Annotated in this window: 26 protein-coding genes, 1 rRNA gene and 1 other annotated feature; of the genes, 10 read left to right on the forward strand and 17 right to left on the reverse strand. The window is 61.4% G+C overall.

What is annotated here, in order from left to right; translation table 11 throughout:
• The first annotated feature begins 15 nt into the window (after positions 1–15).
• Positions 16–255, forward strand: a binding site (T-box leader).
• Between the two features lie 51 nt (positions 256–306).
• From ilvB to ilvC, 3 genes are all read left to right on the forward strand, one after another.
• A complete protein-coding gene (gene ilvB, locus GPK94_RS02125; RefSeq protein ID WP_195279458.1) occupies positions 307–2,016 on the forward strand; it encodes a biosynthetic-type acetolactate synthase large subunit in 1,710 nt (569 codons plus the stop codon).
• A gap of 15 nt (positions 2,017–2,031) precedes the next feature.
• Positions 2,032–2,595, forward strand: a complete 564-nt coding sequence (ilvN, locus tag GPK94_RS02130) for an acetolactate synthase small subunit (protein WP_101691554.1) — start codon at positions 2,032–2,034, stop codon at positions 2,593–2,595.
• Between the two features lie 112 nt (positions 2,596–2,707).
• Complete coding sequence (ilvC, locus tag GPK94_RS02135; protein WP_186963913.1) at positions 2,708–3,727, forward strand: ketol-acid reductoisomerase; 1,020 nt, start codon at positions 2,708–2,710, stop codon at positions 3,725–3,727.
• A 494-nt stretch (positions 3,728–4,221) separates the two neighbouring features.
• Here ilvC and GPK94_RS02140 read toward each other — a convergent pair whose 3' ends face one another.
• Positions 4,222–4,986, reverse strand: coding sequence for a helix-turn-helix transcriptional regulator (locus GPK94_RS02140; protein WP_215654225.1), 765 nt, complete (start codon positions 4,984–4,986; stop codon positions 4,222–4,224).
• A gap of 93 nt (positions 4,987–5,079) precedes the next feature.
• Positions 5,080–5,367, reverse strand: coding sequence for a helix-turn-helix transcriptional regulator (locus GPK94_RS02145; RefSeq protein ID WP_346727974.1), 288 nt, complete (start codon positions 5,365–5,367; stop codon positions 5,080–5,082).
• A gap of 306 nt (positions 5,368–5,673) precedes the next feature.
• On the opposite strand from GPK94_RS02145, the gene GPK94_RS02150 reads away from it, so the two are divergent.
• On the forward strand, positions 5,674–6,936 hold the full coding sequence (locus GPK94_RS02150) for a GGDEF domain-containing protein (protein ID WP_215654227.1): 1,263 nt from the start codon (positions 5,674–5,676) through the stop codon (positions 6,934–6,936).
• Positions 6,937–6,979: 43 nt separating this feature from the next.
• Here GPK94_RS02150 and GPK94_RS02155 read toward each other — a convergent pair whose 3' ends face one another.
• Positions 6,980–7,660, reverse strand: a complete 681-nt coding sequence (locus GPK94_RS02155) for an FCD domain-containing protein (RefSeq protein WP_101691559.1) — start codon at positions 7,658–7,660, stop codon at positions 6,980–6,982.
• Positions 7,661–7,773: 113 nt separating this feature from the next.
• On the opposite strand from GPK94_RS02155, the gene ilvD reads away from it, so the two are divergent.
• The 3 genes from ilvD to GPK94_RS02170 all read left to right on the forward strand — a co-directional run bounded on the left by ilvD (position 7,774) and on the right by GPK94_RS02170 (position 10,252).
• Positions 7,774–9,435, forward strand: a complete 1,662-nt coding sequence (gene ilvD / locus GPK94_RS02160) for a dihydroxy-acid dehydratase (RefSeq protein ID WP_215654229.1) — start codon at positions 7,774–7,776, stop codon at positions 9,433–9,435.
• 98 nt (positions 9,436–9,533) lie between these two features.
• On the forward strand, positions 9,534–9,875 hold the full coding sequence (locus GPK94_RS02165) for a DUF4234 domain-containing protein (RefSeq protein WP_101691561.1): 342 nt from the start codon (positions 9,534–9,536) through the stop codon (positions 9,873–9,875).
• Positions 9,875–10,252 (forward strand): DUF2752 domain-containing protein, encoded by a 378-nt coding sequence (locus GPK94_RS02170; RefSeq protein ID WP_215654235.1) that lies wholly within the window; start codon positions 9,875–9,877, stop codon positions 10,250–10,252. The genes GPK94_RS02165 and GPK94_RS02170 overlap by 1 nt, the downstream gene beginning before the upstream one ends.
• A gap of 46 nt (positions 10,253–10,298) precedes the next feature.
• On the opposite strand, the gene GPK94_RS02175 is transcribed toward GPK94_RS02170, so the two are convergent.
• From GPK94_RS02175 to GPK94_RS02200, 6 genes are all read right to left on the reverse strand, one after another.
• Positions 10,299–11,135 carry a DUF975 family protein gene (locus tag GPK94_RS02175; protein ID WP_193538171.1) on the reverse strand — a complete coding sequence of 279 codons (837 nt, stop codon included), beginning with the start codon at positions 11,133–11,135 and terminating at the stop codon, positions 10,299–10,301.
• A 55-nt stretch (positions 11,136–11,190) separates the two neighbouring features.
• Positions 11,191–12,819 (reverse strand): HAMP domain-containing sensor histidine kinase, encoded by a 1,629-nt coding sequence (locus tag GPK94_RS02180; protein WP_215654237.1) that lies wholly within the window; start codon positions 12,817–12,819, stop codon positions 11,191–11,193.
• 2 nt (positions 12,820–12,821) lie between these two features.
• The gene (locus GPK94_RS02185) at positions 12,822–13,493 is read right to left on the reverse strand and encodes a response regulator transcription factor (protein WP_215654239.1); all 672 of its coding nucleotides are present in this window, start codon (positions 13,491–13,493) and stop codon (positions 12,822–12,824) included.
• 117 nt (positions 13,494–13,610) lie between these two features.
• Complete coding sequence (locus tag GPK94_RS02190; RefSeq protein WP_215654241.1) at positions 13,611–14,816, reverse strand: TPM domain-containing protein; 1,206 nt, start codon at positions 14,814–14,816, stop codon at positions 13,611–13,613.
• A 3-nt stretch (positions 14,817–14,819) separates the two neighbouring features.
• Positions 14,820–16,016 (reverse strand): toxic anion resistance protein, encoded by a 1,197-nt coding sequence (locus GPK94_RS02195; protein ID WP_101691567.1) that lies wholly within the window; start codon positions 16,014–16,016, stop codon positions 14,820–14,822.
• 44 nt (positions 16,017–16,060) lie between these two features.
• The gene (locus tag GPK94_RS02200) at positions 16,061–16,750 is read right to left on the reverse strand and encodes a 5-bromo-4-chloroindolyl phosphate hydrolysis family protein (RefSeq protein WP_215654243.1); all 690 of its coding nucleotides are present in this window, start codon (positions 16,748–16,750) and stop codon (positions 16,061–16,063) included.
• Between the two features lie 282 nt (positions 16,751–17,032).
• Between GPK94_RS02200 and ilvA the strand changes: the two genes are divergently transcribed.
• From ilvA to recR, 3 genes are all read left to right on the forward strand, one after another.
• Positions 17,033–18,244: a threonine ammonia-lyase gene (gene ilvA, locus GPK94_RS02205; RefSeq protein WP_101691569.1), complete on the forward strand. Its 1,212-nt coding sequence runs from the start codon at positions 17,033–17,035 to the stop codon at positions 18,242–18,244.
• A gap of 246 nt (positions 18,245–18,490) precedes the next feature.
• The gene (gene rpe, locus GPK94_RS02210; RefSeq protein ID WP_101691570.1) at positions 18,491–19,135 is read left to right on the forward strand and encodes a ribulose-phosphate 3-epimerase; all 645 of its coding nucleotides are present in this window, start codon (positions 18,491–18,493) and stop codon (positions 19,133–19,135) included.
• Positions 19,136–19,162: 27 nt separating this feature from the next.
• Positions 19,163–19,765: a recombination mediator RecR gene (gene recR / locus GPK94_RS02215; protein WP_101691571.1), complete on the forward strand. Its 603-nt coding sequence runs from the start codon at positions 19,163–19,165 to the stop codon at positions 19,763–19,765.
• A 102-nt stretch (positions 19,766–19,867) separates the two neighbouring features.
• Here the strand turns inward: recR and GPK94_RS02220 are convergent, their stop codons facing one another.
• The 8 genes from GPK94_RS02220 to rrf form a co-directional block, all read right to left on the reverse strand.
• On the reverse strand, positions 19,868–20,875 hold the full coding sequence (locus GPK94_RS02220; RefSeq protein ID WP_186964365.1) for an asparaginase: 1,008 nt from the start codon (positions 20,873–20,875) through the stop codon (positions 19,868–19,870).
• Positions 20,872–21,477, reverse strand: coding sequence for an NAD(P)H-dependent oxidoreductase (locus GPK94_RS02225; RefSeq protein ID WP_215654245.1), 606 nt, complete (start codon positions 21,475–21,477; stop codon positions 20,872–20,874). Before GPK94_RS02225 ends, GPK94_RS02220 begins: the two co-directional genes overlap by 4 nt.
• 5 nt (positions 21,478–21,482) lie before the next feature.
• Entirely contained in the window at positions 21,483–22,655 is a 1,173-nt protein-coding gene (locus GPK94_RS02230; RefSeq protein ID WP_215654247.1) for a DUF2812 domain-containing protein, read from the reverse strand.
• Between the two features lie 4 nt (positions 22,656–22,659).
• Positions 22,660–23,850 carry a DUF2812 domain-containing protein gene (locus GPK94_RS02235; protein ID WP_215654249.1) on the reverse strand — a complete coding sequence of 397 codons (1,191 nt, stop codon included), beginning with the start codon at positions 23,848–23,850 and terminating at the stop codon, positions 22,660–22,662.
• Between the two features lie 59 nt (positions 23,851–23,909).
• On the reverse strand, positions 23,910–24,233 hold the full coding sequence (locus tag GPK94_RS02240; protein ID WP_215654251.1) for a helix-turn-helix transcriptional regulator: 324 nt from the start codon (positions 24,231–24,233) through the stop codon (positions 23,910–23,912).
• A gap of 109 nt (positions 24,234–24,342) precedes the next feature.
• Positions 24,343–25,074 carry a M15 family metallopeptidase gene (locus GPK94_RS02245; protein WP_215654253.1) on the reverse strand — a complete coding sequence of 244 codons (732 nt, stop codon included), beginning with the start codon at positions 25,072–25,074 and terminating at the stop codon, positions 24,343–24,345.
• A gap of 17 nt (positions 25,075–25,091) precedes the next feature.
• Positions 25,092–25,784, reverse strand: a complete 693-nt coding sequence (gene sfsA / locus GPK94_RS02250) for a DNA/RNA nuclease SfsA (RefSeq protein ID WP_215654255.1) — start codon at positions 25,782–25,784, stop codon at positions 25,092–25,094.
• Between the two features lie 69 nt (positions 25,785–25,853).
• A 5S ribosomal RNA gene (gene rrf, locus GPK94_RS02255) occupies positions 25,854–25,969 on the reverse strand.
• Positions 25,970–26,089: the final 120 nt, after the last annotated feature.

Genomic DNA, 26,089 nt, shown 5'->3' on the forward strand with positions numbered 1-26,089 from the left:
GGAAATTATGAATCGTCAAAGGCGATGACTGGGCAAGTAGAAGCGGTGGAAATGCGCAGAGAGGGAGCGGATGGTGTAAGCTCCCGGGACCGCCGCACCTCGAACATCACCCAGGAGCAGCGGGTTGAACCCGGGGACGTACCCCGCCAGTAGGCTCTGCCGGTTTCCCCTCCGTTAGCGGGGCAGCAAGTGCGCGGGAGCATGGCTTCCGCGAATTAAGGTGGTACCACGGAGTATAGCGGCTTCGTCCTTTCAGGACGAGGCCGTTTTGCGTATATAGACCAGTATGAAGGAGGCCCTAGACCTATGAGAATGAAATGTTCCCAAATTCTGATGGAGTGTCTGCTGGAGCAGGGCGTGGATACGGTATTTGGCTATCCCGGAGGCACGATCCTAAACATCTATGATGAGATGGAGCTGCACGGATACAAGAACAAGATCCGCCATATTCTGACTGCCCATGAGCAGGGCGCCTCCCACGCCGCCGACGGATATGCCCGCTCCACCGGCAAGGTGGGCGTGTGCTTTGCCACCTCCGGACCGGGCGCCACCAACCTGACCACCGGCATTGCCACCGCCTACTACGACTCCTCTCCGGTGGTCTTTATCACCTGTAACGTGGTGGAAAGCCTCATCGGCAAGGACTCCTTCCAGGAGGTGGACATTACCGGCATCTCCATGCCCATCACCAAGTGCAACTACCTGGTCAAGGACCCGGACCAGCTGGCCGACGTGGTGCGGGAGGCCTTTGCCATCGCCCGTTCGGGCCGTCCCGGCCCCGTGCTCATCGACATTGCCAAAAATGTCACCGCCTCGGAGGCCGACTATGAGCCTCTCCCCGTCTCGGAGCACGGCCGCCACGGCCGCCTGGGCGCCATGCTGCGCCGCTCCAGCCACGACCTCAAGACACCTGAGCCCGACTATGGAGACATTGAAAAGCTCCTCTCCATGATCGAGGAGGCCAAGCGTCCCCTCATTCTGGTGGGCGGCGGCGTCATCCGTTCCAAGGGCGCGGTGCCCGAGTTCCGCAGATTCTTTGAGCGTCTGGGTGCGCCGGTGGCCTCCACCATCATGGGCGGCGGCGCCTGTCCCGGCAACCATCCCCTCTTTACCGGCATGATCGGTATGCATGGCTCCCATGCGTCCAACATCGCCTCCAGCCAGTGCGACCTGCTCATCGCCATCGGCTGCCGGTTCTCCGACCGGGTGGCCACCGATCCGGCCACCTTTGCCAGCCAGGCCAAGATCGTACATATCGACATCGACCGGGCCGAGATCGACAAGAACGTCCAGACCGACCACCACATCATCGGCGACGCAAGACGTGTGCTGGAGCTGCTCAATGAAAAACTCCCCGCCCACGACTATCCCGAGTGGAAGGAGTTCGTCTTCTCCCACAAGGAGGTCCCCTTTGTCCAGGACGGTATCCTCCACCCCCACGAGATCCTGGAGACCATCTCCGACGTCACCGATGGCCAGGCCATCATCGCCACCGACGTGGGCCAGCATCAGATGTGGTCGGCCCAGTACTATCACTTCTCCCGTCCCGGCCAGCTGGTTACCTCGGGCGGCTTCGGCACCATGGGCTTTGGCCTGGGGGCCGCCATGGGCGCCAAGGTGGGAAATCCCGACCAGACCGTGGTGCTCTGCACCGGCGACGGCTGCTTCCGCATGAACTGCCACGAGCTGGCTACCGTGGAGCACTATCATATCCCGGTCATCATTGTCATCTTCGACAACGGCACGCTGGGCATGGTCCGCCAGTGGCAGCACCTCATCTACGGGGAGCGCTACTCCCAGACCGACCTGGACCGCGGCCCCGACTTTGTCAAGCTGGCAGAGGCCTATGGCCTCCGCGGCGCCCGGGCCAAGACCCAGGCAGAATTTGAGGCCGCCCTGCGCACCGCCGTGGACAGCGGTGAGGCCTGGGTCATCGACTGCGCCATCGACAAGGACGCCATGGTCCATCCCATGGTGCCCGGCGGCGCACCCGCAACCGAATTTCTGCTGGATTAAAAGGAGGGGAACGCCATGAAATCCAATCCGATCACGATCACCCGCCACACCCTGTCGGTCCTGGTGGAGAACTCCGCCGGCGTTCTCTCCCAGGTCTCCCGGCTCTTCTCCCGCAAGGGCTACAACATCGAATCCCTGGCGGTGGGCACCACCGACGACCCGGCAGTCTCCCGTATCACCATTGAGGTCATGGGGGACGCCAAGACCATTGAGCAGGTCATGAACCAGCTCAGCAAGCTCTTCTGCGTCTACTCGGTGCAGGAGCTGCTGCCCGAGCGCTCCATCCGCCGGGAACTGGTCATGTTCAAGGTCAAGGCCGAGACCCCCGACATCCGCAACGAGATCATCCAGATCGCCAACATCTTCCGGGCGTCCATCATCGACGTCTCCCTCAAATCCCTGACCCTCGCCCTCATCGGTGATGAGAACAAGGCAGAGGCCATGCAGGGCCTGCTGGAGGCTTTCGGCATTCTGGAGCTGGTCCGTACCGGCATGGTGGCGCTGGAGCGCGGTGCCTACACCATCAGCGACGACAACAAGGAAAAGGCCGAGTTCAACCTGGGCAAGAATTTCCTGTAAACGTCATCCGATTTTTTCTTCAGATTGTAACCTAGTTATCATTCTTTTTTCCCCCTTCATGGTATCATAGGAACAATAATAATCCACCTCAAACCAAAAGGAGTGTATGATCATGGCTAAGATGTATTACGAGAAGGATTGCGAGCTCAGCTACCTGGACGGTAAGAAGATCGCGATCATCGGTTACGGCTCTCAGGGACACGCCCACGCCCTCAACCTGAAGGATTCCGGCTGCGACGTGTGCGTGGGCCTGCGCGCAGGCTCCAAGCGCTGGGCCGAGGCGGAGAAGGCCGGTCTCACCGTTAAGACCATCGCCGAGGCCGCTCAGTGGGGCGACATCGTGATGATCCTCATCAACGACGAGGTCCAGGCCGATGTCTACAAGAGCGAGATCGCCCCCCACATGACCGAGGGCAAGGCCCTGGCGTTCGCCCACGGCTTCAACATCCGCTATGGCCAGATCGTGCCTCCCGCCGGTGTGGACGTCTTCATGGCTGCCCCCAAGGGCCCCGGCCACACCGTCCGCTCCCAGTATGTGGCCGGCAAGGGCGTGCCCTGCCTGGTGGCCGTGGAGCAGAATGCCACCGGCAACGCTCTGAAGCTGGCTCTGGCCTACATCGCGGGCATCGGCGGTGCCCGTGCCGGCGTGATGGAGACCACCTTCCACGACGAGACTGAGACCGACCTCTTCGGTGAGCAGACCGTCCTGTGCGGCGGCGTGGTGGACCTGATGCGCTGCGGCTTCGAGGTGCTGGTGGAGGCCGGCTACGAGCCCGAGAACGCCTACTTCGAGTGCATCCACGAGATGAAGCTCATCATCGACCTCATCAACAAGGGCGGCGTGGGCATGATGAACTACTCCATCTCCGACACCGCCGAGTACGGCGAGTATGTCTCCGGTCCCCGTGTCATCCCCCACGAGGAGACCAAGGCCCGCATGCGCGCGGTTCTCTCCGACATCCAGGACGGCACCTTCGCCGGCAAGTGGATCGCTGAGAACAAGAACGGCCGGACCTTCTTCAACTCCAAGCGTGCCCTCCTCAAGAAGCATCAGATGGAGGTCGTGGGCGAGGAGCTGCGCAAGAACATGATCTGGGGCGGCGACCAGGATCTGGACACTGCCTCCAACTAAATCCCATCATAACAACAAGCCCGGAAGGCCAATGGCCTTCCGGGCTTCTTTTTGTATACGGCTCCTTATCGAATGTCTGAGATCCCAAGCACTTCTTTTGCCGCCTCTCGATCTGCACGCTTCACATAAATCCGATAGCGGTAGCTGTTGTCCTCAAACAGGGTGCCGCAGGACGTCCTTGTTCCTCTGTTGAGGACTGACGGAGAACTTCTGTTGATCGTTTTCACGGTGCAATCGATCTGATTCTCCCGCAAACGGGAGGTAATGTCCCGACATTCTTCCATGGTACAGCAAGAGGTCAATTCACAGCGATTCCATACCGTGAGCATAGCAATCCTCCCTCCGGATATGACTTGTCCTCTCCCCTGCCAGCCGCTTCTGTTTTGACTCAAATTTAGGTTCTCTGGATATTTTTATTTTAATTTAAGTACTATTTCTTGTCAATTACCCTTTGGAGAGGCCTTCTGGGCTTTCCGTCACTCCAATGGTAATTTTTATTCGTATCGTTTGCCCACGATGGTCGCTGCCAGGAGCATGCCCAGCATGGCCGCCAGGGCCAGAAAACGCTCCCCCTGTCCGGCCAATCCGGGCCACAGATGACGGAGCCCCCACCACAGTGCCGGAAAAAGAGTCAGCGCCCCCAGCAGCCACCCCCGCATGGCGTTCAGAATATGGGGCCAGTTGCTGTTATGAAAGCGTACTCCGGGCAGATTCATCCGGAAAGGCCCGTCGCTGTAACTGCTGATGCGGTTCTGATCATAGTAGGCAGGCAGCTGCTCCTTCGCGCCAAAACACAGATAGGCTCCAAAGAGAAGGGAGAGCAGTTCCACCAGTATCACCGTGTCCTCCAGATCGGTCCAGCCATACCCACCCCTTGTCAGCAGGAGCACGGTCTGCACCAGTCCGGCCAGCGCGCAGAGGACAAAGGCCAACTGCCATCTCCTCCGGCGCTGCGCACGCGCTCTCTGTTCCCCCTCACTCAGACGCAGGGAGGCGTTCACCAGCGCCTCCACCTCCTCCACCGGAAGCTCCCTTGTCTGGTTCCGTTCCCCCCGGAGCAGCTCGGTGACGCTCACCCCCAGGCAGTCGGCCAGCGGCAGAAGGAGCGTCACATCGGGCAGGCTCAACCCACGCTCCCACTTGCTCACCGCCTTGTCGGATACATAGAGCTGCTGTGCCAGCTCCTTCTGCGTCATGCCCCGCTCCCGGCGCAGCTGATGCAAAAAGGTCCCAAAGCGCTCTTTTTCAATTTCGTACATCGGCTTCCCTCCTTCTCTCCCCATCCTATCCGGAGGGATCGCCCACGTCAATCGACCAGCAGTAGAGTCCTTGGGGCACAAGGCTTCCCTATTTTATTCCGCCTGGGTGTCCCGTCTTTCCGCCTCCGCCTGGCGAAGCAATTCTTCCATGGATACGCCGTACAGTTTGGCCAGCGTCAGCAGATTGGCGGTGCTGGGGCAGGAGAGTCCGCTCTCCCACTTGCTCACCGCCTGACGGCTCACCCCCACCGCTTCCGCCACAAACTCCTGGGTCATCCCGCAGCGCTTCCGGTGGGCTTTGAGCACCTCTCCCAGCGTGTCACTTGTGTCGCTCTGCCGCGCCTGTTCCTCTCCTTTCCCGCCCCGTCTCTTTCGAGCCACCAGGAGTACCACAACCACTACTGCAACAACTACGATCCACAGGAGAAATAAAAACGGAATCAGTATCCCCATCGTCATCATATATGTTTTGCACCTCTTTCGTTCAGGATTCCTCTATTCTACTCCATAGAGTACGGTTGCGTCCACCAACCGGGGCGCAACCACAGGTTGCGCCCTCCATATAACATCCACCCGGTTGGCAGACAAGCGTTCTGTCTTGCTGTCTGCGGTTGACGGAATTCCCGGATTCCTGTATAATGCCTCTACCATTTTTGTCACCACATGTTCCTGCCAGAGGTGAGCCGATTGAAGCCTTATCATGATATTTCCCGCGCCGACCTGCTGCGGTCTTATCTGGGATTGCCCGACAGCCTGGACGATCAGGACGCTATTTTTTTCCGCATCTACCAACAGAGCCATCGGTTTCATAGCATGCTGCTGGGCCTGATCATCTTCTATGAATGTGTGATGCTGGTGTTGATGGCCACCCGCCCGGGCGGTCCCTTTCTCCATCTCCGACGGCTGACCTATATCCTGCTCTACCTCTCCCTGCTGGCTGCGACGATTTTTGTGCTGCTCTATACCAGGCAGCTGGGACGGCAGATGCCCCAGATGATCCGCCGGTATTTTGGCGTATACCATCTCTATGTGGTCTTTCTCAATCTCTGGAGTGTGGGGATCACCCTCAATGATCAGCTGGGCGGAAACAGTCTGATCGTCTACACCTGTATTGTCCTGAGCACCGCCTTTTTCTCCATGATGTCCCCCTGGAAAAGTGCCCTGCTCTATCTGTCGGATTTTATCCTGCTCAACCTGATGCTCCCCTTTTTCCCCTGCCCCAACGGACTGGACCAGCGCTTCAGCAACGGCATCAACAGCCTCTTTCTCTCCCTGCTGGCTCTAGCGCTCTCCATCTATACCTATCGGAGTCAGATTCGCCTCAAGGCGGACGAGCTGCTCATTGAGCGCCAGTATGAGGAAATTCAGCGCTCCCACCAAATTCTCCGGCAGGAGGTCATGTCGGATACTCTGACTGGACTCCACAACCGCCGCTATCTGCATCGCACGGTGGCGGAGCGGTTCCGCCGCTGTCGGGAGGATGGGGAGAGCGCCGCCTGTATCATGCTGGATATCGACCACTTCAAGCGCTACAACGACCGCTACGGTCATCCCCAGGGAGACCGTCTCCTCCAACAGATGGCGCAGTTCCTGCTCCATCACGATGCGCTGAAAGAGGCGGACATCATCCGCTACGGCGGGGAGGAATTTGCCCTCTTTCTCTATGGTCCCGTCTCTGCTCAGGCACTGGAGATCGCCCGCCGGGTGGTAGACTCGCTGGCCCGGAAACAGCTTCCCCACTGGGACAATGAGGGCCGCCGGGTCACTCTCAGCGCCGGAGTCTGTGCCGAGATCCCCATCCCATCAGATGGGACCCTGGAAGAACTGATCGCCCGGGCGGATACCGCCCTCTATGAGGCCAAACGCACCGGCCGAAACCGGGCGGTGGCCTGCCCCTTCCGCTCTTCCGGCTCCCAAAAGAGCGCCTCGGAATGCGGTATTCCAATTTGATATTCCATAAAAGACAGGCCGGCGGAAATCGCCGGCCTGTCTTTTATTCCCCTTCCAGTCCCATCACGTCCATACTGTGGCGCATGTGGATGGCCATGGCGTGCTCGGCTCCGGTTCCGTCCCGGCGGGCAAAAAACTCCAGGAGCAGTGCGTGGTCCCGCAGGGTGTCCTCCGCCAGCTGTTCTCCATGCTCTCCCGCCTCCACTGCGGTCATGACCGCCCGGTCGATGAGGGGCAGCAAACGGGTGAGGAATTCATTGTGGGTGGCCCGGACGATGGACGCATGGAAGGCCCCGTCGGCGGCGGTGCGGTCCTTTCCCGCCCGGATGCACCGCTCCACTGCGGCCCCCCGCTCCAGAATGTCGGCCAGTTCTCCCTCGGTGGCCCGGCAGCAGGCCAGCCGGGCGGCGGCCGGCTCAAAGATACTGCGCAGTTCAAAAAGGTCCCGCAGCTGACCCTTCACCCGGCTCAGACCGCCAAAGCCAAAGTCCTCAATGCCCTCCACCTCCCGGGAGACAAAGGTGCCCTTTCCGCGGCGCACCTCCAGCACCCCCTGGGCCGTGAGCGTGCGCACCGCCTCCCGCAGGGTGGCCCGGCTCACGCCCAGGGCCTGCGCCAGCTCCAGCTCGTTGGGCAGTTTCTCGCCCGGGGCGATCTGTTTTTCCAGGACGATCCGCGCATACAGCCGCTCCGCCGTCTGCTGTGCCAGGTTTTTTTTCTCCATAAAAGCCTCCCTCTCCTGCTTGACATCTTTCTTGCTCTTATTTTATAATAAGTTATCATACAACGCAAGCGTCATCATACAACTTTGTTTGCGATTTTGAGGAGGTCTTTTCCATGCGCAGTGATCATGTGACAAAAGGTGTGGAGCGCGCCCCCAACCGCTCCCTCTTCTATGCTCTGGGCTACACCAAGGAGGAGCTGGAGCGTCCTCTCATCGGCGTGGTTTGCTCCTATAACGAGATCGTTCCCGGCCATATGAATCTGGACAAGATCGCCGAGGCCGTCAAGGCCGGCATCCGCGCCGCCGGCGGCACGCCGGTGGAGTTCCCCGCCATTGCGGTGTGCGACGGCATCGCCATGGGCCATATCGGCATGAAGTACTCCCTGGTCACCCGGGATCTCATTGCCGACTCCACTGAGGCCATGGCCATGGCTCACCAGTTTGACGGTCTGGTCATGATCCCCAACTGCGACAAGAACGTGCCCGGCCTGCTCATGGCGGCCGCCCGGGTAAACATCCCCACCATCTTCTGTTCCGGCGGCCCCATGCTGGCCGGCCGGCTCAACGACGGCCGCCGCTCCTGCCTGTCCCATATGTTTGAGGCGGTGGGCGCCTATAAGGCGGGCAAGCTGGATGAGGCCGGCGTGGAGGACTATGAGAACAACGCCTGTCCCACCTGCGGCTCCTGCTCCGGCATGTATACCGCAAACTCTATGAACTGCCTCACCGAGGCCATCGGCATGGGCCTGCGGGGCAACGGCACCATTCCCGCGGTCTGGTCGGCCCGTCTCCGCCTGGCCAAGCACGCGGGCATGCAGATCATGGAGCTGGTGGAGAAAAACATCCGCCCCCGGGATATCATGACCCCCGCCGCCTTCCATAACGCCGAGACGGTGGACATGGCACTGGGATGTTCCACCAATACCATGCTCCATCTGCCCGCCATCGCCCACGAGTGCGGCATCGAGCTGGATCTGGACATGTCCAACGAGATCTCCTCCAAGACTCCCAACCTCTGTCACCTGGCCCCTGCCGGCGACACCTATATGGAGGATCTGGAGGGTGCCGGCGGCGTCTACGCGGTGATGAAGGAGCTGACCAAGCGCGGCCTCCTGGACACCAGCGTCATGACCTGCACCGGCAAAACCATGGAGGAGAACCTGGAGGGTGTGGAGAATCGGAATCCCGAGCTCATCCGTCCCATCGAGAACCCCTACTCCCCCGACGGCGGCATCGCCGTCCTCAAGGGCAACCTGGCACCCGAGGGCTGTGTGGTCAAGCGTTCCGCCGTCGCCCCCGAGATGATGCGCCACACCGGCCCCGCCCGGGTGTTCAACAGCGAGGAGGAGGCCATCACTGCCATCTATGAGGGCAAAATCGTCTCCGGCGACGTGGTGGTCATCCGCTATGAGGGCCCCAAGGGCGGTCCCGGCATGCGCGAAATGCTCAATCCCACCTCCGCCATCTGTGGTATGGGCCTGGGCGAAAGCGTGGCCCTCATTACCGACGGCCGCTTCTCGGGCGCTACCCGCGGCGCCTCCATCGGCCATGTCTCTCCCGAAGCCGCGCTGGGCGGCCCCATCGCCTTTGTGGAGGAGGGGGACATCATCTCCATTGATATCCCCGCCTGCAAGATCCAGCTGGAAGTGGACGAGGCCACCCTGGCAGAACGCCGTGCCAAGTGGGTTTGCCCCGAGCCCAAGGTCAAAACCGGCTACCTGGCCCGGTATGCCAAGCTGGTCACCTCTGCCGCACGGGGCGCTGTACTGGAATAATTTTACTAGGGGAGCGGTTAAAAACCGCTCCCCTACTTGTCATATTGGTATCTTTTCGGTATAATACGGGCAAGACTGAAGCAAGAGGAGTGTTTGATATGAAACAGAGAAGCATCCCCCTGTGTGTGATCTATTCCATCATTACCTGCGGTATTTACAGTATCTACTGGTTCATCTGCCTGACCGATGAGAGCCGTATCGTATCGGACCGCTATCAGACTTCCGGCGGTATGGCGTTCCTGTTTAACCTCATTACCTGTGGAATCTATGGGATCTACTGGGGCTACAAGATGGGCGAGGCCATGGACGACGCCCGGGCTCAGCACGGCGAGCCTGCCGGCTCTCTGCCCATCATTTTCCTGATCCTCAACCTGTTCGGTCTCTCCATTGTGACGATGGCTCTGATCCAGAACGAGCTCAATAAATACGAGATCGCCTGATGCGTGCCCGCACCCTTCGCCTGATGCGAGGTCTGGGGCTCCTGTTGGCCGCCGGACTGGCCTATGCCGCCTTCTGCCTGGTGACCGGGTGGTCCATCCCCTGCCCCTTCCATCTCCTCACCGGGTGGAATTGCCCCGGCTGTGGGGTCACGCGGATGTGTCTTGCCCTGCTGCGGCTGGACCTGGCCGGAGCTTGGCAGGCCAATCCCGGTCTCATGCTCCTGCTTCCCTTTTTGGCCGTCCTTCTGCTCTCCCTGGCCGTGCGCTATATCCGCACCGGACGGGGGCTGCCAAGCCCCGGGGAACAGAAGTTGATCTGGTGCGGTGTGGCCTACCTTCTGTTCTATGGCCTGCTCCGCAACCTGTGGGGGATCTGATCCAAAGAAAACCGCCTGTGCCAGTTGGCACAGGCGGTTTTTTTCATTACTCAAAGGTCAGCGGCGGGTCCAGGGCCTCCTGCTTGGGCGGGCGGGGGAAACGTCCGGTGACAAAGTCATAGAAATTCGCCATGGACGCCATGTAGTAGGGCGTCACCCACAGTCCCAGAATCCCCAGGGTCAGGACCGAGAGCAGCTGCCACCCCAGGAAGGAAAGCTCCAGCTTGAACAGCTCCCACTTCCAGCCCTTCATATAGGTCACGCTGTTGCGCACAGCCTCCCGGGCACCGCTCTCCGGCTCATCCAGCAGGAAGAAGTAGGTCAGGCTGTAGCGCAGCATGACCCAGAAGCAGTAGACCAGAAAACCGATCATGCCGGGGACCAGGAAGAGGAAAATCCCAAAACTGCCCATTCCCATCAGGACCAGCCCCAGCACCCAGTAGATTCCCGTGCCCAGCAGCAGCCAGGGCAACATGCACAGCGTCTGCCAGATGTCGGTCAGCAGTACTTTTCCAGCCATGGAGAAGATATTGAAGAGGCTCTGAAATCCTCCCTCCTGGCCCCGGGCCAGGTGCATGGCGTAGGCCATATACCCTGCGCTCAGCACAGCGGAAAAAAGCGCCATCACAATGGTGAAAAAGAGGAACGGCAGAAGGAATGCCCCGGTCAGCAGCTCCTCCGAGAGATACTGTCCTCCCAAAAGCAGGCCCTCAATGGCCCGCAGGGGCGATCCGGTGGCCAGCAGGAAGATCACATAGTTTCCTCCCATGCTCACGCCGCTGGTCAGCAGCAGGTAGATCAGTGTCACCAGCATGGGATGGGGATTGGCTCCGCTCAAACAAGCGCGGGCCTCCGCTTTGATACGAATTCGGTCAAAGTTCATGGTATCCCCTCCTTTCTGTCCTCAGGATACCATAGACCGCCCCACTTGGCAAGCATCACTCACCCCCGGGCAGCTCTACCCAGAAGCGCACCCCGCCGGGGATGTTCTCCGCACCGCAGAATCCACGGTGGAGGCGCACTGCCTCCCGTACCAGCGCCAGCCCCAGCCCGGAGCCTCCAGCCCGGGCCCGCTCCTTCTCACCTCGCCAGAAGGTCTCAAAGAGCTGCCCCAGGTCCTCAGGCGGGATGGGCTCTCCGTCGTTCTCCACGGCGAGGCGTACGATCCGGTCCCACCGGACCAGGGTGAGGCGGATCGCTCCGCCGGGCGGTGTGTGCCGCAGGGCGTTGGAGAGGAGATTGTCCACCACCTGCTCCAGGCGCATCCGGTCTCCCGCGATCCGGACCGGCTCCAGATCCAGAGCAACGCGGATGGACTGCTCTTCCGCCGACCGGCCCAGGCGCTGGGCCGCCCCCTCTACCAGCGCGGTCAAATCCACGTCCTCCGGAAGGAGCCGCTTCTCCTCTCCCTCCATCCGGGAGAGCTCCAGCAGGTCGCATACCAGCACCCCCATCCGGTCGGCCTCGTCCATCAGCACGGAGAGGTATTCCTCCCGCTTTTCCGGGGCGATGTCCTCCCGCAGGGCCTCGGCGTAGGAGCGCACCACCGCCGCCGGGGTCTTGAGCTCATGGGCGGCCGCCCGGGTGAGAGAGCGCTCCCGCCGCAGGGTGTCGGCCTGCCGTTTACTGACCCGGAGGGCCAGCAGCAGAAGAAAGAGGAAGGTGGCCCCATAGGTGAATTCCAGTCCGCTGCTCCCCAGCCGCCAGGTATGGTAGGCCACGCCGTAGGCCGAAATCAGCTCCGGTTGGTCTGCCGACGGACCGCAGCGGGCATAGCCCTGGCCGCCGCCTCCGCCGCCGGTCCAATCGCTTCCCGGCTTTCTCCCGTCCAACAGACTGTCGATGCGCCCCTCGGCCGCCCGGAAGAGGGCCAGGGCCTGCTCCGGACTGTCCTTGCTCCATACCAGGGGGGAGCTCACCTGGGCCGCATCAAAGGGAAAGGTGGTGAGCGTCTTGTCCTGAAAGAAGGAACTGTCCGTGTCCAGCAGGACCACAGGCCCCTCCTCATAGTAGTACACCAGCTTCTGGGGGTAGACCACATTTCCCTCCTGCACTCCGATGACTTCCCCCCGCAGGCCCACCCGCTCGTTGTCACTCGCCTCGTACAGTCCGCCCTCCGTGCCATAGAAGTGGGTATAAATCGGATTGGCCCGTATCCGTTTTGCCAGCGCCACGTGCTCCTCCTCGCTGAGCACCGCGTCAAAGCAGAGGTAGTGGTCATAGACCCCTGTACCCGGCAGACAGAAGCTTCCCCAGGTCAGGGGGGTGCGGGCCAGCTCGGTCCCCTCCTGGTCGTAGAGGCGGAACACCCCCATGGCCCCCGCCGTGTCGTAGCTTGTCATCCGGTTCGTCAGGATGGCCGGCTTCTCCCATTCCTCCGCCATCCCCTCCAGCACCAGCTGGCAGTTTTTCAGAGTAGACTCTTCGTACGACCCCATGGCGTGTTCTACCTGGTCTCGCTTGGCGTCCAGATTCTGAAAGGTAAGGACCCCCACCAGGAGGAGCCATAGGGCAAAGAAGCTCAAAAAGACACTGCGGAAGATGCGCCAAAATACCCGGTCCTTCATGGTCATCCCTCCCTGAGCTGATACCCCGCCTTGAACACGGTCCGAATCTGCCGCCCGGCACTTCCCAGGGCGGCGCGCAGGTTCTTGATCTGTACGTCCACCGCCCGCTCGTCTCCTTCAAAGTCCAGGCCCCACACCTTGTCCAGCAGCTGCGCCCGGCTGAGGACCACCCCCCGGTTGCGCATCAAACAGAGCAGCAGCTCGTACCCCCGGGGCGAGAGCGGAACCTCCAAATCGTTCACCGTACAGGTCCGTGTGCCGGTATCCAGCCCGATGGCCCCGCAGTGCAGGGTCGTCCCCAGGGTCCCGCCCCGGCTCCGGCGGATCAGGGCCATGGTACGGGCATAGAGAAGGGCCAGGGAAAAGGGCTTTCCCACATAGTCGTCCGCCCCCAGTTCATAGCCCCGCAGGGCGTGGGCCTCGTCTCCCAGCGCGGTGAGGAAGAGGATGGGGACCCCGCTACGCTCCCGCACGGCCCGACACACGGCAAAGCCGTCCGGTCCCGGCATCATCACATCCAGCAGCACCGCGTCATAGTCCCGTTCCCGCAGGGCCTCCAGCGCCTCTGCTCCGTCCGCCGCCGTGCGGCACGCCACACCGTGGGCGACAAAGTAGTCCCGCACCACCGTGCGCAGCCGCTCCTCATCCTCCGCCAGCAGAATGGCTGTCTCCATATTTCTCTCCCCCCTTTCGTCCCTATCATACCATCCACTTGTGTCCAAGTTATGTGGCCGCCCAGAAAAAACGGGAGTGCCGGAGCACTCCCGTTTCCTGTTCCTACTGCGCAGGTCTCAGCGGCGTCCGCCGCCAAAGCCCCCGCCTCCTCTGGAACCTCCAAAGCCGCCGCCTCGGCTGCCGCCGAAGCCACCGCCTCGTCCGCCCCGGGAACCGCCGAAGCTGCCGCCTCCGCCGAAGCTGCCGCCCCGTCCGCTCCGGGAACCGCCGAAGCCGCCGCCAAAGCTGCCACCCCGACTGCCGCCCGAAGGCCGTCCGCCGAAGGTCCCACCTGTTCTTTTCGAGTTGTCAGACTTGTTGTCTCGTCCACCCCGGGAGCCGCCGAAACCGCTGCCTCCGCCGAAGCTGCTGCCTCGTTCGTTCCGGGAGCCGCCGAAGCCACCATGGCTGCCGCCCGAGGGCCGTCCGCCGAAGGTTCCGCCTCCTCTGGGTCCGTGGTTCCCCGCACCTCCAAATCCACCGGGGCCACGTCCGCCCGGCGGGGGTGGGGGCGGGGCATTCCACCGCCGCCGGTACCAGCCGTACCGGGGTCCGTGCCAGAAGAGAATGGGCCGGAAGAGCACCGGGGGATTGGGCACGCCATAATAGCGACGGCGGTACTCATTATACCGGTACTCATCGGCCACACTGGCCAAAACAAAGATCAACACCACCGCAACGACGGTCATGGAGACCCAGTCCACCGACACTTTGGACGACGTGGTATAGCCCGCGGTGCCCATATCCCCGGTACCGAAGGCGTTCTGGTAGAGCTCATCCATCCCCTGATAGAAGCTGAGGACGCCATCCTCCCAGGCGCTGCCCGAGAGGACCCGGCTGTCCAGATCCTCCATCGCCTGGGTGGTGAGCAGGGTGGAGAACTCGGTTCCGGGGAAGAGGTAATAACTCCCCTGGGACGCGTCGATATAGAGGATCGCATCCCCCTCGCCCAGTCCCATGTCCAGACCGGCCGCCTGTGCCGCCTCCTCCAGAGAACCAGAGGTCGTATGCTCCACCGTCACCAGCGCCACCACACTGTGGTAACGGGCATCCCAGTTGGCATTATAGAGCCGCACCGTCTGCTCCGCCCCTTCGGAGAGGAGCCCGGCCTGGTCGTCCAGAAAGCGGCTCACCGCGCCGGTGTCCAAGGAGTTATCCAGCGGCACTCCGGTGTCCTGGGGCAGCAGATACTGTTCCTTGCGCAGCTGTCCGATCCCGATGGCGGCCAGGATCATCAGCGCTGCCAGCAGCAGCGCCGTGCCGCGCTTTTTCAGGGCGCCCAAGGCTTAACCCCGCAGCTCCAGCAGTTTCTGCTTGAGCTCGCCCTCGATCCGTCCCAGTTCCACTTCGGCCTCCCGGCGCTTCTGAGCGCCGTCCTGCTGGATCTTCATCACCTCGTCCAGGGTGGAGATCAGCTGCTGATTCGTGTGCTGGAGGGTCTGGATATCCACCACACTCCGCTCGGCCTCCCGTGCGGTCTCGATGGTGCCCATCTTGAGCATGTCCGCATTCTGCCGCAGGAGTTCATTGGTCATATTGGTGACGGCGCTCTGGGCCGCGGTGGCCTGGCGGGAGTGCTCCAGCCCCAAAGCCAGGACCATCTGGCTCTTCCACAGGGGGATGGTGTTGACCAGCGAGGACTGGATCTTCTCCAGCATCAGGGCGTCGTTGTTCTGGATCAGCCGGGTCTGGGGACCCATCTGCACCGAGATCATACGGGTCAGCTCCAGATCGTGGAGCTTCTTCTCAAAGCGGCTGCACATATTGGCCAGATCGTTGTAGGCCTGGGCGTCCTCCTGGGCGCCGGTCTCCCCGGCCTTGCGCTTGAGGGCCTCCAGGTCCTCCGCCCGGACCTGCTGGAGGCGCTTTTTCCCGGCCAGGATATACATGGTGAGCTCCTTATAGTATTTCATATTGAGCTCATACATCTGGTCCAGCATGGCCACATCCTTCATCAGGGTGACCTGGTGCTGCTCCAGAATGGAGACGATCTTGTCCACATTGGTCTCCGCCTTGGAGTAGGCGATCTTCATCTCCTCCAGCTCATCCTTCTTTTTCTGGAAAAAGCCAAAGATGCCCCCCTTCTTCTCCTCCGGGGTGCCCACATGCTTGAGCTCCACTACCAGGGAGGAGAGGGCCTGGCCCACCTCGCCCAGGTCCTTGGTCCGCACCGAGTTGAGGGCATTCTCCGAGAAACCGGCGATATTCTTCTGGGCCGCCGCGCCGTACTGGAGGACCATGTTGGCGTCGGTGATGTCGATCTTCTGGGCAAACTCGTCCACCATCTTCCGCTCGGCCTCGGTGAGACGGCTCTCATCCAACTTGACCGCGTTGGCGTCCCGCTCGGCCTGGGTCATGGCCGCGCTCTGCTCCTCCGTCTGGGGCGTCAGCGTCAGCTCAGGAGCCTGGGGCGCGGCGGCCGCAGCGGTGTCCAGGGTGGGCGTCAGAGTCAGTTCCGGCATCGTATCCAATTTATCCGACATAGTGATTCGTCCTTTCCTATTTCAATTCGTAATATTTCTTTCCTTTATTCCGGTTTGGTTTCAAAATCCGATCCGCTCAGACCCTCTCCCGCCAGCATCTGCTCCAGTACGGTGATGTCGGTGGCAATGTCCAGTGCCTCATCTCCAAAGAGGGCGTCCAGCTGCCGGTCAAAGGCGGCGACAATGGTCTCCATCATGGTCTCGATCTTGCCCATGGTCCCGTCAATGTTGGTGCCCGACACACCAGCACTTCCCATCCGGTCATAGGCGTTGAGCAGCTTGAGGGTGGTGGGCAGATAGTAGTTGAGGAACTTTCGGATCTGAGAGCGCTTCTCCGGGTGCTGCGCCACATAGTCCAGGATCTTTCCGGTCACCTCTTCCAGGTGGTCGATCTGGGCCGAGATGGTGGCATCCTCAATGTTGTCGTTGAGGCGGCGCATCTCGCTCAGCGCCCGCTCCCGTTCCTTCTTGAGGGCTGCGATCTCCGGATCTTCGCTCGTCTCCTCCTTGGTCTCTGCCTTTTCCTCCGGTTTCTTCTGCTCCGGCTCGTCGGGCACGATCAGGACCCGGTCTTTCCAGATCAGGCAGCGCCCCAGCACATAGACCGCCAGGGAGGCCGCCGCCGCCCCAAACCAGTGCAGGGGCTGATAGAGGGGCAATACCAGGGACCAGATCAGCCAGGTGACGCCCACGGCATAGATGGGGGCCACAGAAGGTCGTCTTTCTTTCGCCATTTGCATATCCTCCAAAACAGGGGCTTATTTGAGCTGGTTTTATTGTACCTTTCCGCAGTTGGGGTGTCAAGAAACATCCGCTTCCAGCGGGAATGGCACTTTCTCTCGTTGACTTTAGCGTGAAAAATTATTATGATATATGCAGTGCATCCGCCCCAGCGGCGGTACTTCTATTTTGGGGCTCCAGGGCCTTCCGGGTCCGGAGATACACGCAACGGTCATGGTCGCTCCTTTGTGTGAGGCGGCTCCCATCCGCTGTGTCAATGAAAGGGGACGTCTCTCATGCTTACGCTCAACGAGTTCAAGGCCGCCCGCAATGTATTGTCCGGCGTCATCCTGAACACCAACCTGATTTACAGCCCCGCCCTTTCCAAGAGCACGGGCAACCATGTCTATATCAAGCCGGAGAACATGCAGGTCACCGGCGCCTACAAGATCCGCGGCGCATACTATAAGATCAGCACCCTCTCGGAGGAGGAGAAGGCCCGGGGCCTCATCACTGCCTCCGCAGGCAACCACGCCCAGGGCGTGGCCTATGCCGCCCAGGCCGCCGGTGTCAAGGCCACCATCGTCATGCCCACCACCACGCCGCTGGTCAAGGTCAATAACACCAAGGACTACGGCGCGGAGGTCATCCTGCACGGCGAGACCTTTGACGATGCCGCCGCCCTGTGCGCCCAGCTGGCGGAGGAGCGGGGCCTCACCTATGTACACCCCTTCAACGACCCCGCCATCGCCACCGGCCAGGGTACCATCTCCTATGAGATCTTCCAGGACCTGCCCGATGTGGACATCATCCTGGTGCCTATCGGCGGCGGCGGACTGGCCACCGGCGTGTCCACCCTGGCCAAGCTCCTCAATCCCAATGTCACCGTCATCGGCGTGGAGCCTGTGGGTGCCGCCAGCATGAAGGCCAGCCTGGAGGCCGGACACATCGTCACCCTCCCCACCATCGACACCATTGCCGACGGCGTGGCCGTCAAGACTCCCGGCGACCAGATCTTCCCCTACATCCAGAAGAATCTGGACGACATCATCACCATCCACGACAGTGAGCTGGTGGATGCCTTCCTGGATATGATGGAGCGCCACAAGATGGTGGTGGAAAACGCCGGCCTGCTCACCATCGCCGCCCTCCATCACCTCAACTGCAAGGGGAAAAATGTGGTGCCTGTCCTCTCCGGCGGCAACATGGACGTGATCACCATCTCCTCCCTGGTCCAGCACGGCCTCATCAACCGCGGCCGGGTCTTTACCTTCTCGGTGCAGCTGCCCGACCGCCCCGGCGAGCTGGTGCGGGTGGCCAACATCGTCGCCCAGGAGAACGGCAATATCATCAAGCTGGAGCACAACCAGTTCGTCAACATCAATCGTCAGGCGGGCGTGGAGCTCCGGGTCACCACCGAGGCCTTCGGCCACGCGCACAAAAATGCCATCCTGGACGCCTTCAAGGCCGCGGGCTACGACGCCCGTGTGGTCAATACCGTCCTGTAAACGCTCTTTGTTGGCCGCCGGCGAAGCCCACCGGCGGCCAACTATACCCAGCGGCGCACACAGTGCTCCCTGCCGGTTCCGGGCCCGTGGGGCCGGGGAGAGCTTCCGGCCGGTCTCTGTGTGCAGACGGCCGTGCCGTCCCTGCCGCGTGCACTATCCTATGCGCAATGGGAACGGGCGGTGCGCCCGCCCTCCCACGAGTATATACCCCACAGCTTTTCCATGGTATGAACGGAGGATGAAAGTATGATTAAAATTGCCCCTTCTATTCTCTCCGCGGACTTTGTAAACCTGGAGCGGGACATCAAGCGGGTCTCCACCGCCGACTGGCTCCACGTGGACGTCATGGACGGCCACTTTGTGCCCAATCTGACCATTGGTATCCCGGTGGTCAAATCCATTCGCAAATGCACCGACATGTTCCTGGATGTGCACCTGATGATCGATAAGCCGGTGCGTTACATCGAGGACTTTGCCAAGGCCGGCGCCGATCTCCTCTCGGTCCATCTGGAGGCCGACGGCCCCACCGGCATTGCCCAGGCCCTGCGGGTCATGGAGGACTGCGGGGTGAAGAAGGCGGTGGCCCTGCGCCCCATCACCTCTCCCAAGGCCATCCTGCCCTACCTGGAAAACCTGGACATGGTGCTGGTCATGACGGTGGAACCCGGCTTCGGGGGCCAGTCCTTCATGGCCGACCAGCTGGACACCATCAGCCAGGTCCGCTCCCTGATCCGCCAGTATAATCCCGCCTGCCGCCTGCAGGTGGACGGCGGCATCAATCCCGAGACCGCCCGCCGGGTCATCGCCGCCGGGGCCGACACCCTGGTGGCCGGTTCCGCCGTCTACGGCGCGGCTGATCCCGCCATGGCCATCGCGGCTCTGCGGGGCTAACTCTCAACCATCATCGGAGGTCCATCCATGCAGTATTTTCCCCCTGCTCTGGAAACCCTTACGGAGCAGTTCGCCCGTCTGCCGGGCATCGGCCATAAGAGCGCCCAGCGCCTGGCCTTTTTCGTCCTCTCCCAGAGTGCCGAGGACGTGCAGGCCTTTGCAGACGCCCTCTTAGGCGCCAAGCACTCCATCTCCCTGTGCCCGGTCTGCCAAAACCTGACCGAGGGCGAGGGCCCCTGTGCCCTTTGTTCCAGTGATAAGCGGGATCGGGGTGTCATCTGTGTGGTGGCCAGTCCCAAGGATGTGGTGGCCATCGAGCGTGCTCGGGAGTACGATGGACTCTACCATGTGCTCCACGGGGTCATCTCCCCCATGAACCACGTGGGCCCCGACGACCTGCACATCAAGGAGCTGGTGGAGCGGGTGGCCGCCGGTGGCGTGCGGGAGGTCATTATGGCCACCAACCCCGACACCGAGGGAGAGGCCACAGCCATGTACCTCTCCCGGCTCCTCAAGCCCTTCCAGGTGAAGGTGACCCGTCTGGCCTACGGCATCCCGGTGGGCAGCCACCTGGAGTATACCGACGACGCCACCCTCATGCGCGCCCTGGAGGGACGGCGGGAGATCTGAGAGACACTCTCCCATACAACTGCAAAACAGCCTGTGGAATCCTCCACAGGCTGTTTTATTTTTCCTCTGTATTCCATTTTGGAATCACATGGTCCCGGCGAATTACTCCAGGGTCACCTCGCCGGCCAGGCTGGTCTCAAAGTAACGGCGGACCTGCTCCGGGTCCTGCGTCTGCCCCAGGGCCCACATGAGCTTGGTGACCGCCGCCTCGGTGGTCATGTCCCGCCCCTGGATGACGCCCTGCTCCAGCGCCCGGCGTCCCACCTCATAGACTGCAAAATTACTGGGCTCATAGAGGCACTGGCTGCACACCACCACCGACACGCCCGCGGCCGCGGCCGCCTGGAGCTTGGCCACCAGATCCCGCCGCACAAAGTGCAGGCCGCCCGCTCCGAAGGCCTCGATCACGATGCCCCGGTAGTGCATCTGGAGGAGCATGTCAAAGATCTCAGGCTCCACTCCCGGGGTGAGCTTCATCAAAAATACCCGGGGGGAGAGGGCGTCCCGAAGCACACATCCCTCATCCCGCAGCGGGGGAAGGGCGGCCGGAGTACAGTCCAGTCCGCCTCCGGAGGCCTGGGCCACATAGGGCCAGTTCACGCTCTCAAAAGCGTCAAATCCGGTGGTGCGGGTCTTGACCGCCCGGGTGCCCAGGATGATCTTACGGTTAAAGGCCACAAATACGCCGCCGATCCCGCTCTCCGCCATGGCCAGCGCCAGGCGCAGGTTCTCCTGTCCGTCCGAGAGGGGATGCTCAATGGGCAGCTGGGACCCGGTGAGCACCACCGGGATGGAGATCCCCTGGAGCATGAAGGACAAAATGGAGGCCGTATAGGCCATGGTGTCGGTCCCGTGGGTAATGACGATACCGTCATACTCCCGGCTGGAGGCAAAGACATGCCGTCCAATGATCTGCCACTCCTCCGGCTGGATGTTGGAGCTGTCCATGCGCAGGATATCCCGCACCGTAATCTCATACCGCTTCAGCACCGCAGAGGGCAGCATATCGGTCAAGGCCTCTCCGTCCAATCCGGGGGCCAGTCCCTCCTCCGTGGGCTGGGACGCAATGGTGCCGCCGGTAGCCAGCAGCAGGAGCTTGGGTTTGTTCAAAATGTTTTCGCCTCTTCCACGCAGCGCTCCAGAGCCTGAGCCATGATCTGCTCTGCGTCATTTGTAATGATATCCAATCCGTCCGCCGCGATACAGCGGAACTCGGGAATGCCAAACATATGGCAGATCACCTTGAGCTGACTGGCTCCCAGTTCCAGCCACTGGACCTCCGGCGCGGAAAAATCTCCGCCCCGGGTGGTGATGAAGAGGAGCTTTTTCGCCTTGCAGAGGCCGTGCTCCACCCCGTCCTCATCATAGTAGAAGGTCAGATTAACCCCGGAGATCCGCTCCAGATAGATCCGCAGCAGGGCGGGAAAGGACTGCTCCCAGAAGGGGGCCGCGATGACGATGCGGTCGGCCGAGGTAAACTGGTGGGAGACCTCAAACATGGGATGATTGGTCTGCTTGGCCGCCAGCAGAGACTCCTGAAGCTCCAGCGTGTCGGGATAGAGGGGCTCCAGGCGCTCCTGCATCAGGTTGCGCTCGGTGATCTCGTCCTCCGGATGGAGGGCTGCGTACTCCGCCAGAAAGGCGCGGGCCAGCTTCAGAGTGCGGGACTTCTCCTCCCGGACACAGGCGTTGACGAAAAGTACCTTTGCCATCGGTATCACGCTCCTAATTTCGTTTGTGATACTATTGTAGCAAGAAGGGCCGGGTCCGTAAAGTCCAAATCTGCCATAAGACGGACCACCGTCCGCCCGCTGCGGAGGATGAGATATTCGCCCCGCTCATATTGATACAGAACGCTCTCCTCCGTACCAGAGGTCTCCACCGGGATGGCTGTCCCCTCGCCCCGGCCGCAGAGTATGACCTTGGTCTCATCCTGGTCCGCTTTTTGCTCTAGCTCCCGGAACACCCGCCCGGCCAGAGCGGAAGTGGCCGCGTCATAGCGCTCCACGTAGAGGATGCCTCCCAGCCCCCTGCTCTGGACAAAACTCACTGTGGAGAGCAGCCCGCTCCCCTCCTGCCACATGATGTCGTCGGTTCGGGTGATTCCACCCAGATCGGCCGCTGTGACCACCGGCCGGCCCTCTTCTACCAGCTGTGCGGGATCCAGCGGCATCTCGGTGCGCAGGTTGCCCGTCCAGAGGGTACTCAGCAGCGCCGCTACCAGAACAGGCAGCCAGAGGGCATCTCCCCAGGCCCGCACCCGAGCTCCCCGGAGAGAGGGCCTCGGAAGGACCTCCCCCTGGGCCCGCCGCAGCTTCCAGCCATACCGGCACACATGGAACAGCTTGTAGAGCTGCCACAGGAGCCCCAGCCCGATCATTCCCAGGGCCAGAAGCTCCCCCGGATGGAGCAGGAGCTCAAACCAGTAGACCGCCCTCCGCTCCGCGTAAAAAAAGAGTACCGTGGAGAGCACCACCGTAACGAGGACACTGGCCGTGGACTCCACCGCCGGGCGCACCACCTGCCGCTGGAAGCGCGCCTGCTCCAGTTCCGGGTCGGTCTGAAGAGGGACAGGGTTCTGTCCGCGGATGGATTTGTAGATCCGCTGTGCCCCGCTCTCCCCCACCTGCTCCCAGCCTGCATCGGCGCAGAGCTGACGGTATTCCGCCTGTCGCTCCACCCAGCCCTCCTGCGACTCCTCCCGCCTGCGCGCGGGAACCAGGTCCACTGTGTAGCGCACCTCCGGGCAGCTCAAGGGCACAAAGACGGCGATGCAGCCGGCCAGCACCCGCTCCAGCTCCCAGCCACGGGCTTTCCAGCCCTCCAGCCAGGTCTCGGCCGCCCGGTAATCCTCATCCCGAAAGCCATAAAATGCATACCGTTTTTTCATCGTTTCACTCCAGATCCAGCCGCTCCAAGACGGCATTCCACATATGCTCCCCGGTCAGGTCGGGCGCTCCTCCGTCCAGAATATGCGCCCCCACCAGGGCAACCGTGCGGCCCTCCCGCAGCAGGAGGAAGGAACCGTCCCGGGCACTCCAGCTCTCATCCAGGCCCAGCTCCACCGGTACAAAGTCCAGAAGTCCGTATGTCTCGTACCCGCTGCGCCCACTCTCCCATCGGATGGCCCGCACCAGAAGGGAGGCGTATCCATCGCTCACACAGGTATAGCGGTCGCAGGAGAGGAACTGGTATCCCTCTTCCTCCCGGGCGTCCTCGTGATACCGGATCCCCTGTACCAGCAGGGACCAGACCGGCTCCTCCCGGATGTACGTCACCTCATTGGGGTCCACCCCCATCTCCTCGGCCATAGCCAGAGGGCGCTCCCGCAGCTCCGGGCGGTGGGCGGCCACATCGTAGCCGCTGTATCCCAGGAAGGGGATGAACAGCTCCACCAGCTGAAAGATCACGCACAGCTCCATGAGCAGCCAGCCCAGCCACCCCACGCCGCCCCGGAAGCGGGACCAGAAGGGGGAGCTGGCCACCGGCTCCTCCCGCTCCACCGCCCGTTTCCAGCGCCTCCAGTGGAGCAGTCCGGCCGGAATACTCCAGAGCAGTCCGATCACACAGCAGAGAACACCAAGCGCCCCCAAAAGGCAGGCGGTGCTACACAGGATCTCACTGGGCTTCACCGCTCTTCCCACGCCGCGCCACTGGAGCCAGCCCCACAGGGCCGCCAGAGCCGCCAGAAGGCCCAGCAACAGCAGGTGTCCCAGGATGGCCGGACGGATGGCACGCTTCCAGTAGGTACGCTCCTCCATCTTCCGGTCGGTCTGAAGGGGCACCGGCCGGGCCACAGGGCTGGAGGCAAAGATGGCCATGCCGCCGCTCTGGGCCACATACTCCCATCCGGCGTCGGCGCAGAGCTGGTAGTAGTCCTCCATATCCAGGGCGTATTCATCCGGCTTTCGGTGCAGGTCCACACAGTAGCGCAGATCGGTCCGCCCGCTGGGCCGGAACCAGGCCAGCACATTGAGCCAGATCCGGTCCAGCTCCCAGCCCGCCGCCGCCCGGCGGTTGAGCCAGTCCTCAGCCGCCTTATAGTCCATCTCCTCATAGAAAAAAAGGCCCAATTTTCGTCTCATTCACACGCCTCCTCAGCTGTCCAGAATGACTTCCATCCGGTCCAGGTACCGCTCCCGCTTCACTTCTGCTCTTCCTCTCGCAGAACGCGTTCCATATCAGCAGCCTGACGGCGGATGCGCTCATACTCCACCCGGAGCACACGATCTCCCTCTTCCGTCAGGCGGTAGTATTTCCGGTTTTCCTCCACCCGGGTACGGTAGATCAGGGCATCCTTCTCAAAGCGCTCCAAGAGAGCGTATAGGGTGCCTGCCCCCACATTCACCCGCCCTCCGGTCAGCGCGGAGATGTTCTGCATAATGCCGTAGCCGTGGCGCTCCTGCCGCAGGGACAGCAGGACATAGTACATGGGCTCGGTCAACGTATCCAGCTTTTTTCGCGCCACGATTTTCCCTCCCCTGACTATATCGAATATCGTTATAGTTATCATACGATAGGATAGCGTAGGTGTCAATCCATGAAAAAATCGGACTGCAAATTTGCAGTCCGATTTTTTATCTCTCGTCCGGAAAATCACATTCCGGACAAAATCCATATTTCGGGGCCGTCCCGTGGGCGTGGGCCCACATCCGCTCTCCATAGGCAAAGTGCCACCACTCGGTGCAGTAGTTGATAAATCCTGCCCCGGCCATCCGGTGAAAGAGCAGGCGCCGGTTCTCCAAAGCCGCTTGGTTTTCCGGATGCTCCTCCACCCAGTGCGTGTGGGCTGCCGGGGTCAGATCATCAAAGCCGGTCCCCATGTCCAGCGGGACGCCGTCTCTGCACAGGGTGAGATCCACCGCACCGCCCGTGGTATGGGGGGCGGGCGCATGGAGCCGTTTGACCGGCTTGGCCACAAAATCACTCAGGATCCGCTCCACCTCTTCCGGCTGGAGGCCCGGGGTACGCGCCCGCACAATATCCTCAAACTCCTCATAGATGGCCTTCTGGAGGGTCAAAGGCCGCAGACAGTCATAGATCAGCAGCGAATAGCACGCTGGAAGCCCCTCCACCACCTGACACAGCCTCTTCCAGACCCCCTCCCGCATAAGACACCGGTCCATGGCCCCGCGAAGTCCCCGCTTCTGGTAAGCGCGGTCAAATCGAATTCGGGGATGGAGGTCTGTCACATCCAGAAGGGCTTCCCCGCAGTCCTGTGGGGCGGGTACACTGCTCAGGTCCGGGTCCTCTTCCCAGGGAATGGGCCTCTGCTGGTCCCTCCATACCCGTTCCATGTCCAGTTCCATCTCTCTCCCCCCCTCGTTCAGAGCTCTACCGGGATATTTCCTATCAACGTCAAACTATCCGGAGAAACCCGGCATTCCCGGGCAAAAATCTGTACCCCCGCTTCCCGGGCACGCCGCAGTGCTTCCCCAAAGGCCGGGTGGGTCCGGTCATTGGGGCGGAAACAACTCATTCCCTCCATCTGTACCACAAAGCAAAGAGCTGCCTCGTATCCCGCCGCATGGCAGGCAATCAACTCCTCAATATGCTTGACACCGCGTTCCGTGGGGGCATCCGGAAAGAGTACCACGCCGTTTTCTTCCAGCGTAACTCCCTTTACTTCCACAAAGCCGCGCCGTTTGGTGGAAAAGTCCTCTACCTCCCAGTAAAAATCAAAGCGAGAATGGCCAAATTTTGTCTCCGGTTTCAGGAGCGTCAAGCCCGGAACCCATTCTCCTGCCTTGGCCCACTCCCCGAAAACCTGGTTTGGCGCCTGGGCATCCATATTGATCAAGAGGGAACCTTTTTCCACCGCAATGAGATCAAACTGTGTCTTACGCTTGGGCTGGTCCGCCTTCTCCAGGTAGACCACCGCCCCGGGCACCAGCAGTTCCCGGCAGCGGCCGGTGTTCTTTACATGGACGACCTCCATGCTGCCGTCCACTTCCACGTGGGCTATGAAGCGGTTCGGGCGGGCCAGAAAGATCCCTCTCTTCACCTGTTTGTAGCGCATGTGGATGCCCCCTATCGAAATGAGGATAAACAAAAAACGGACAGTCGCATGGACTGTCCGCTCCTGATGTGTTGGCATTACCTATTTTCCCGGTCCGTCTCCAGACAAGTATCTTCGGCGCAGATGAGCTTAACTTCCGTGTTCGGAATGGGAACGGGTGGACCCTCATCGCAATCAACACCAACTCTGGTGAAAAGAACTGGACAATCTTACGACTGTCCAGTTCTGTGTCGGCATTACCTATCTTCCCGGTCCGTCTCCAGACAAGTATTTTCGGCGCAGGTGAGCTTAACTTCCGTGTTCGG

This window comes from Pseudoflavonifractor sp. MCC625, assembly GCF_018784545.1.
In the GTDB taxonomy this organism is placed as follows: domain Bacteria; phylum Bacillota; class Clostridia; order Oscillospirales; family Oscillospiraceae; genus Pseudoflavonifractor_A; species Pseudoflavonifractor_A gallinarum.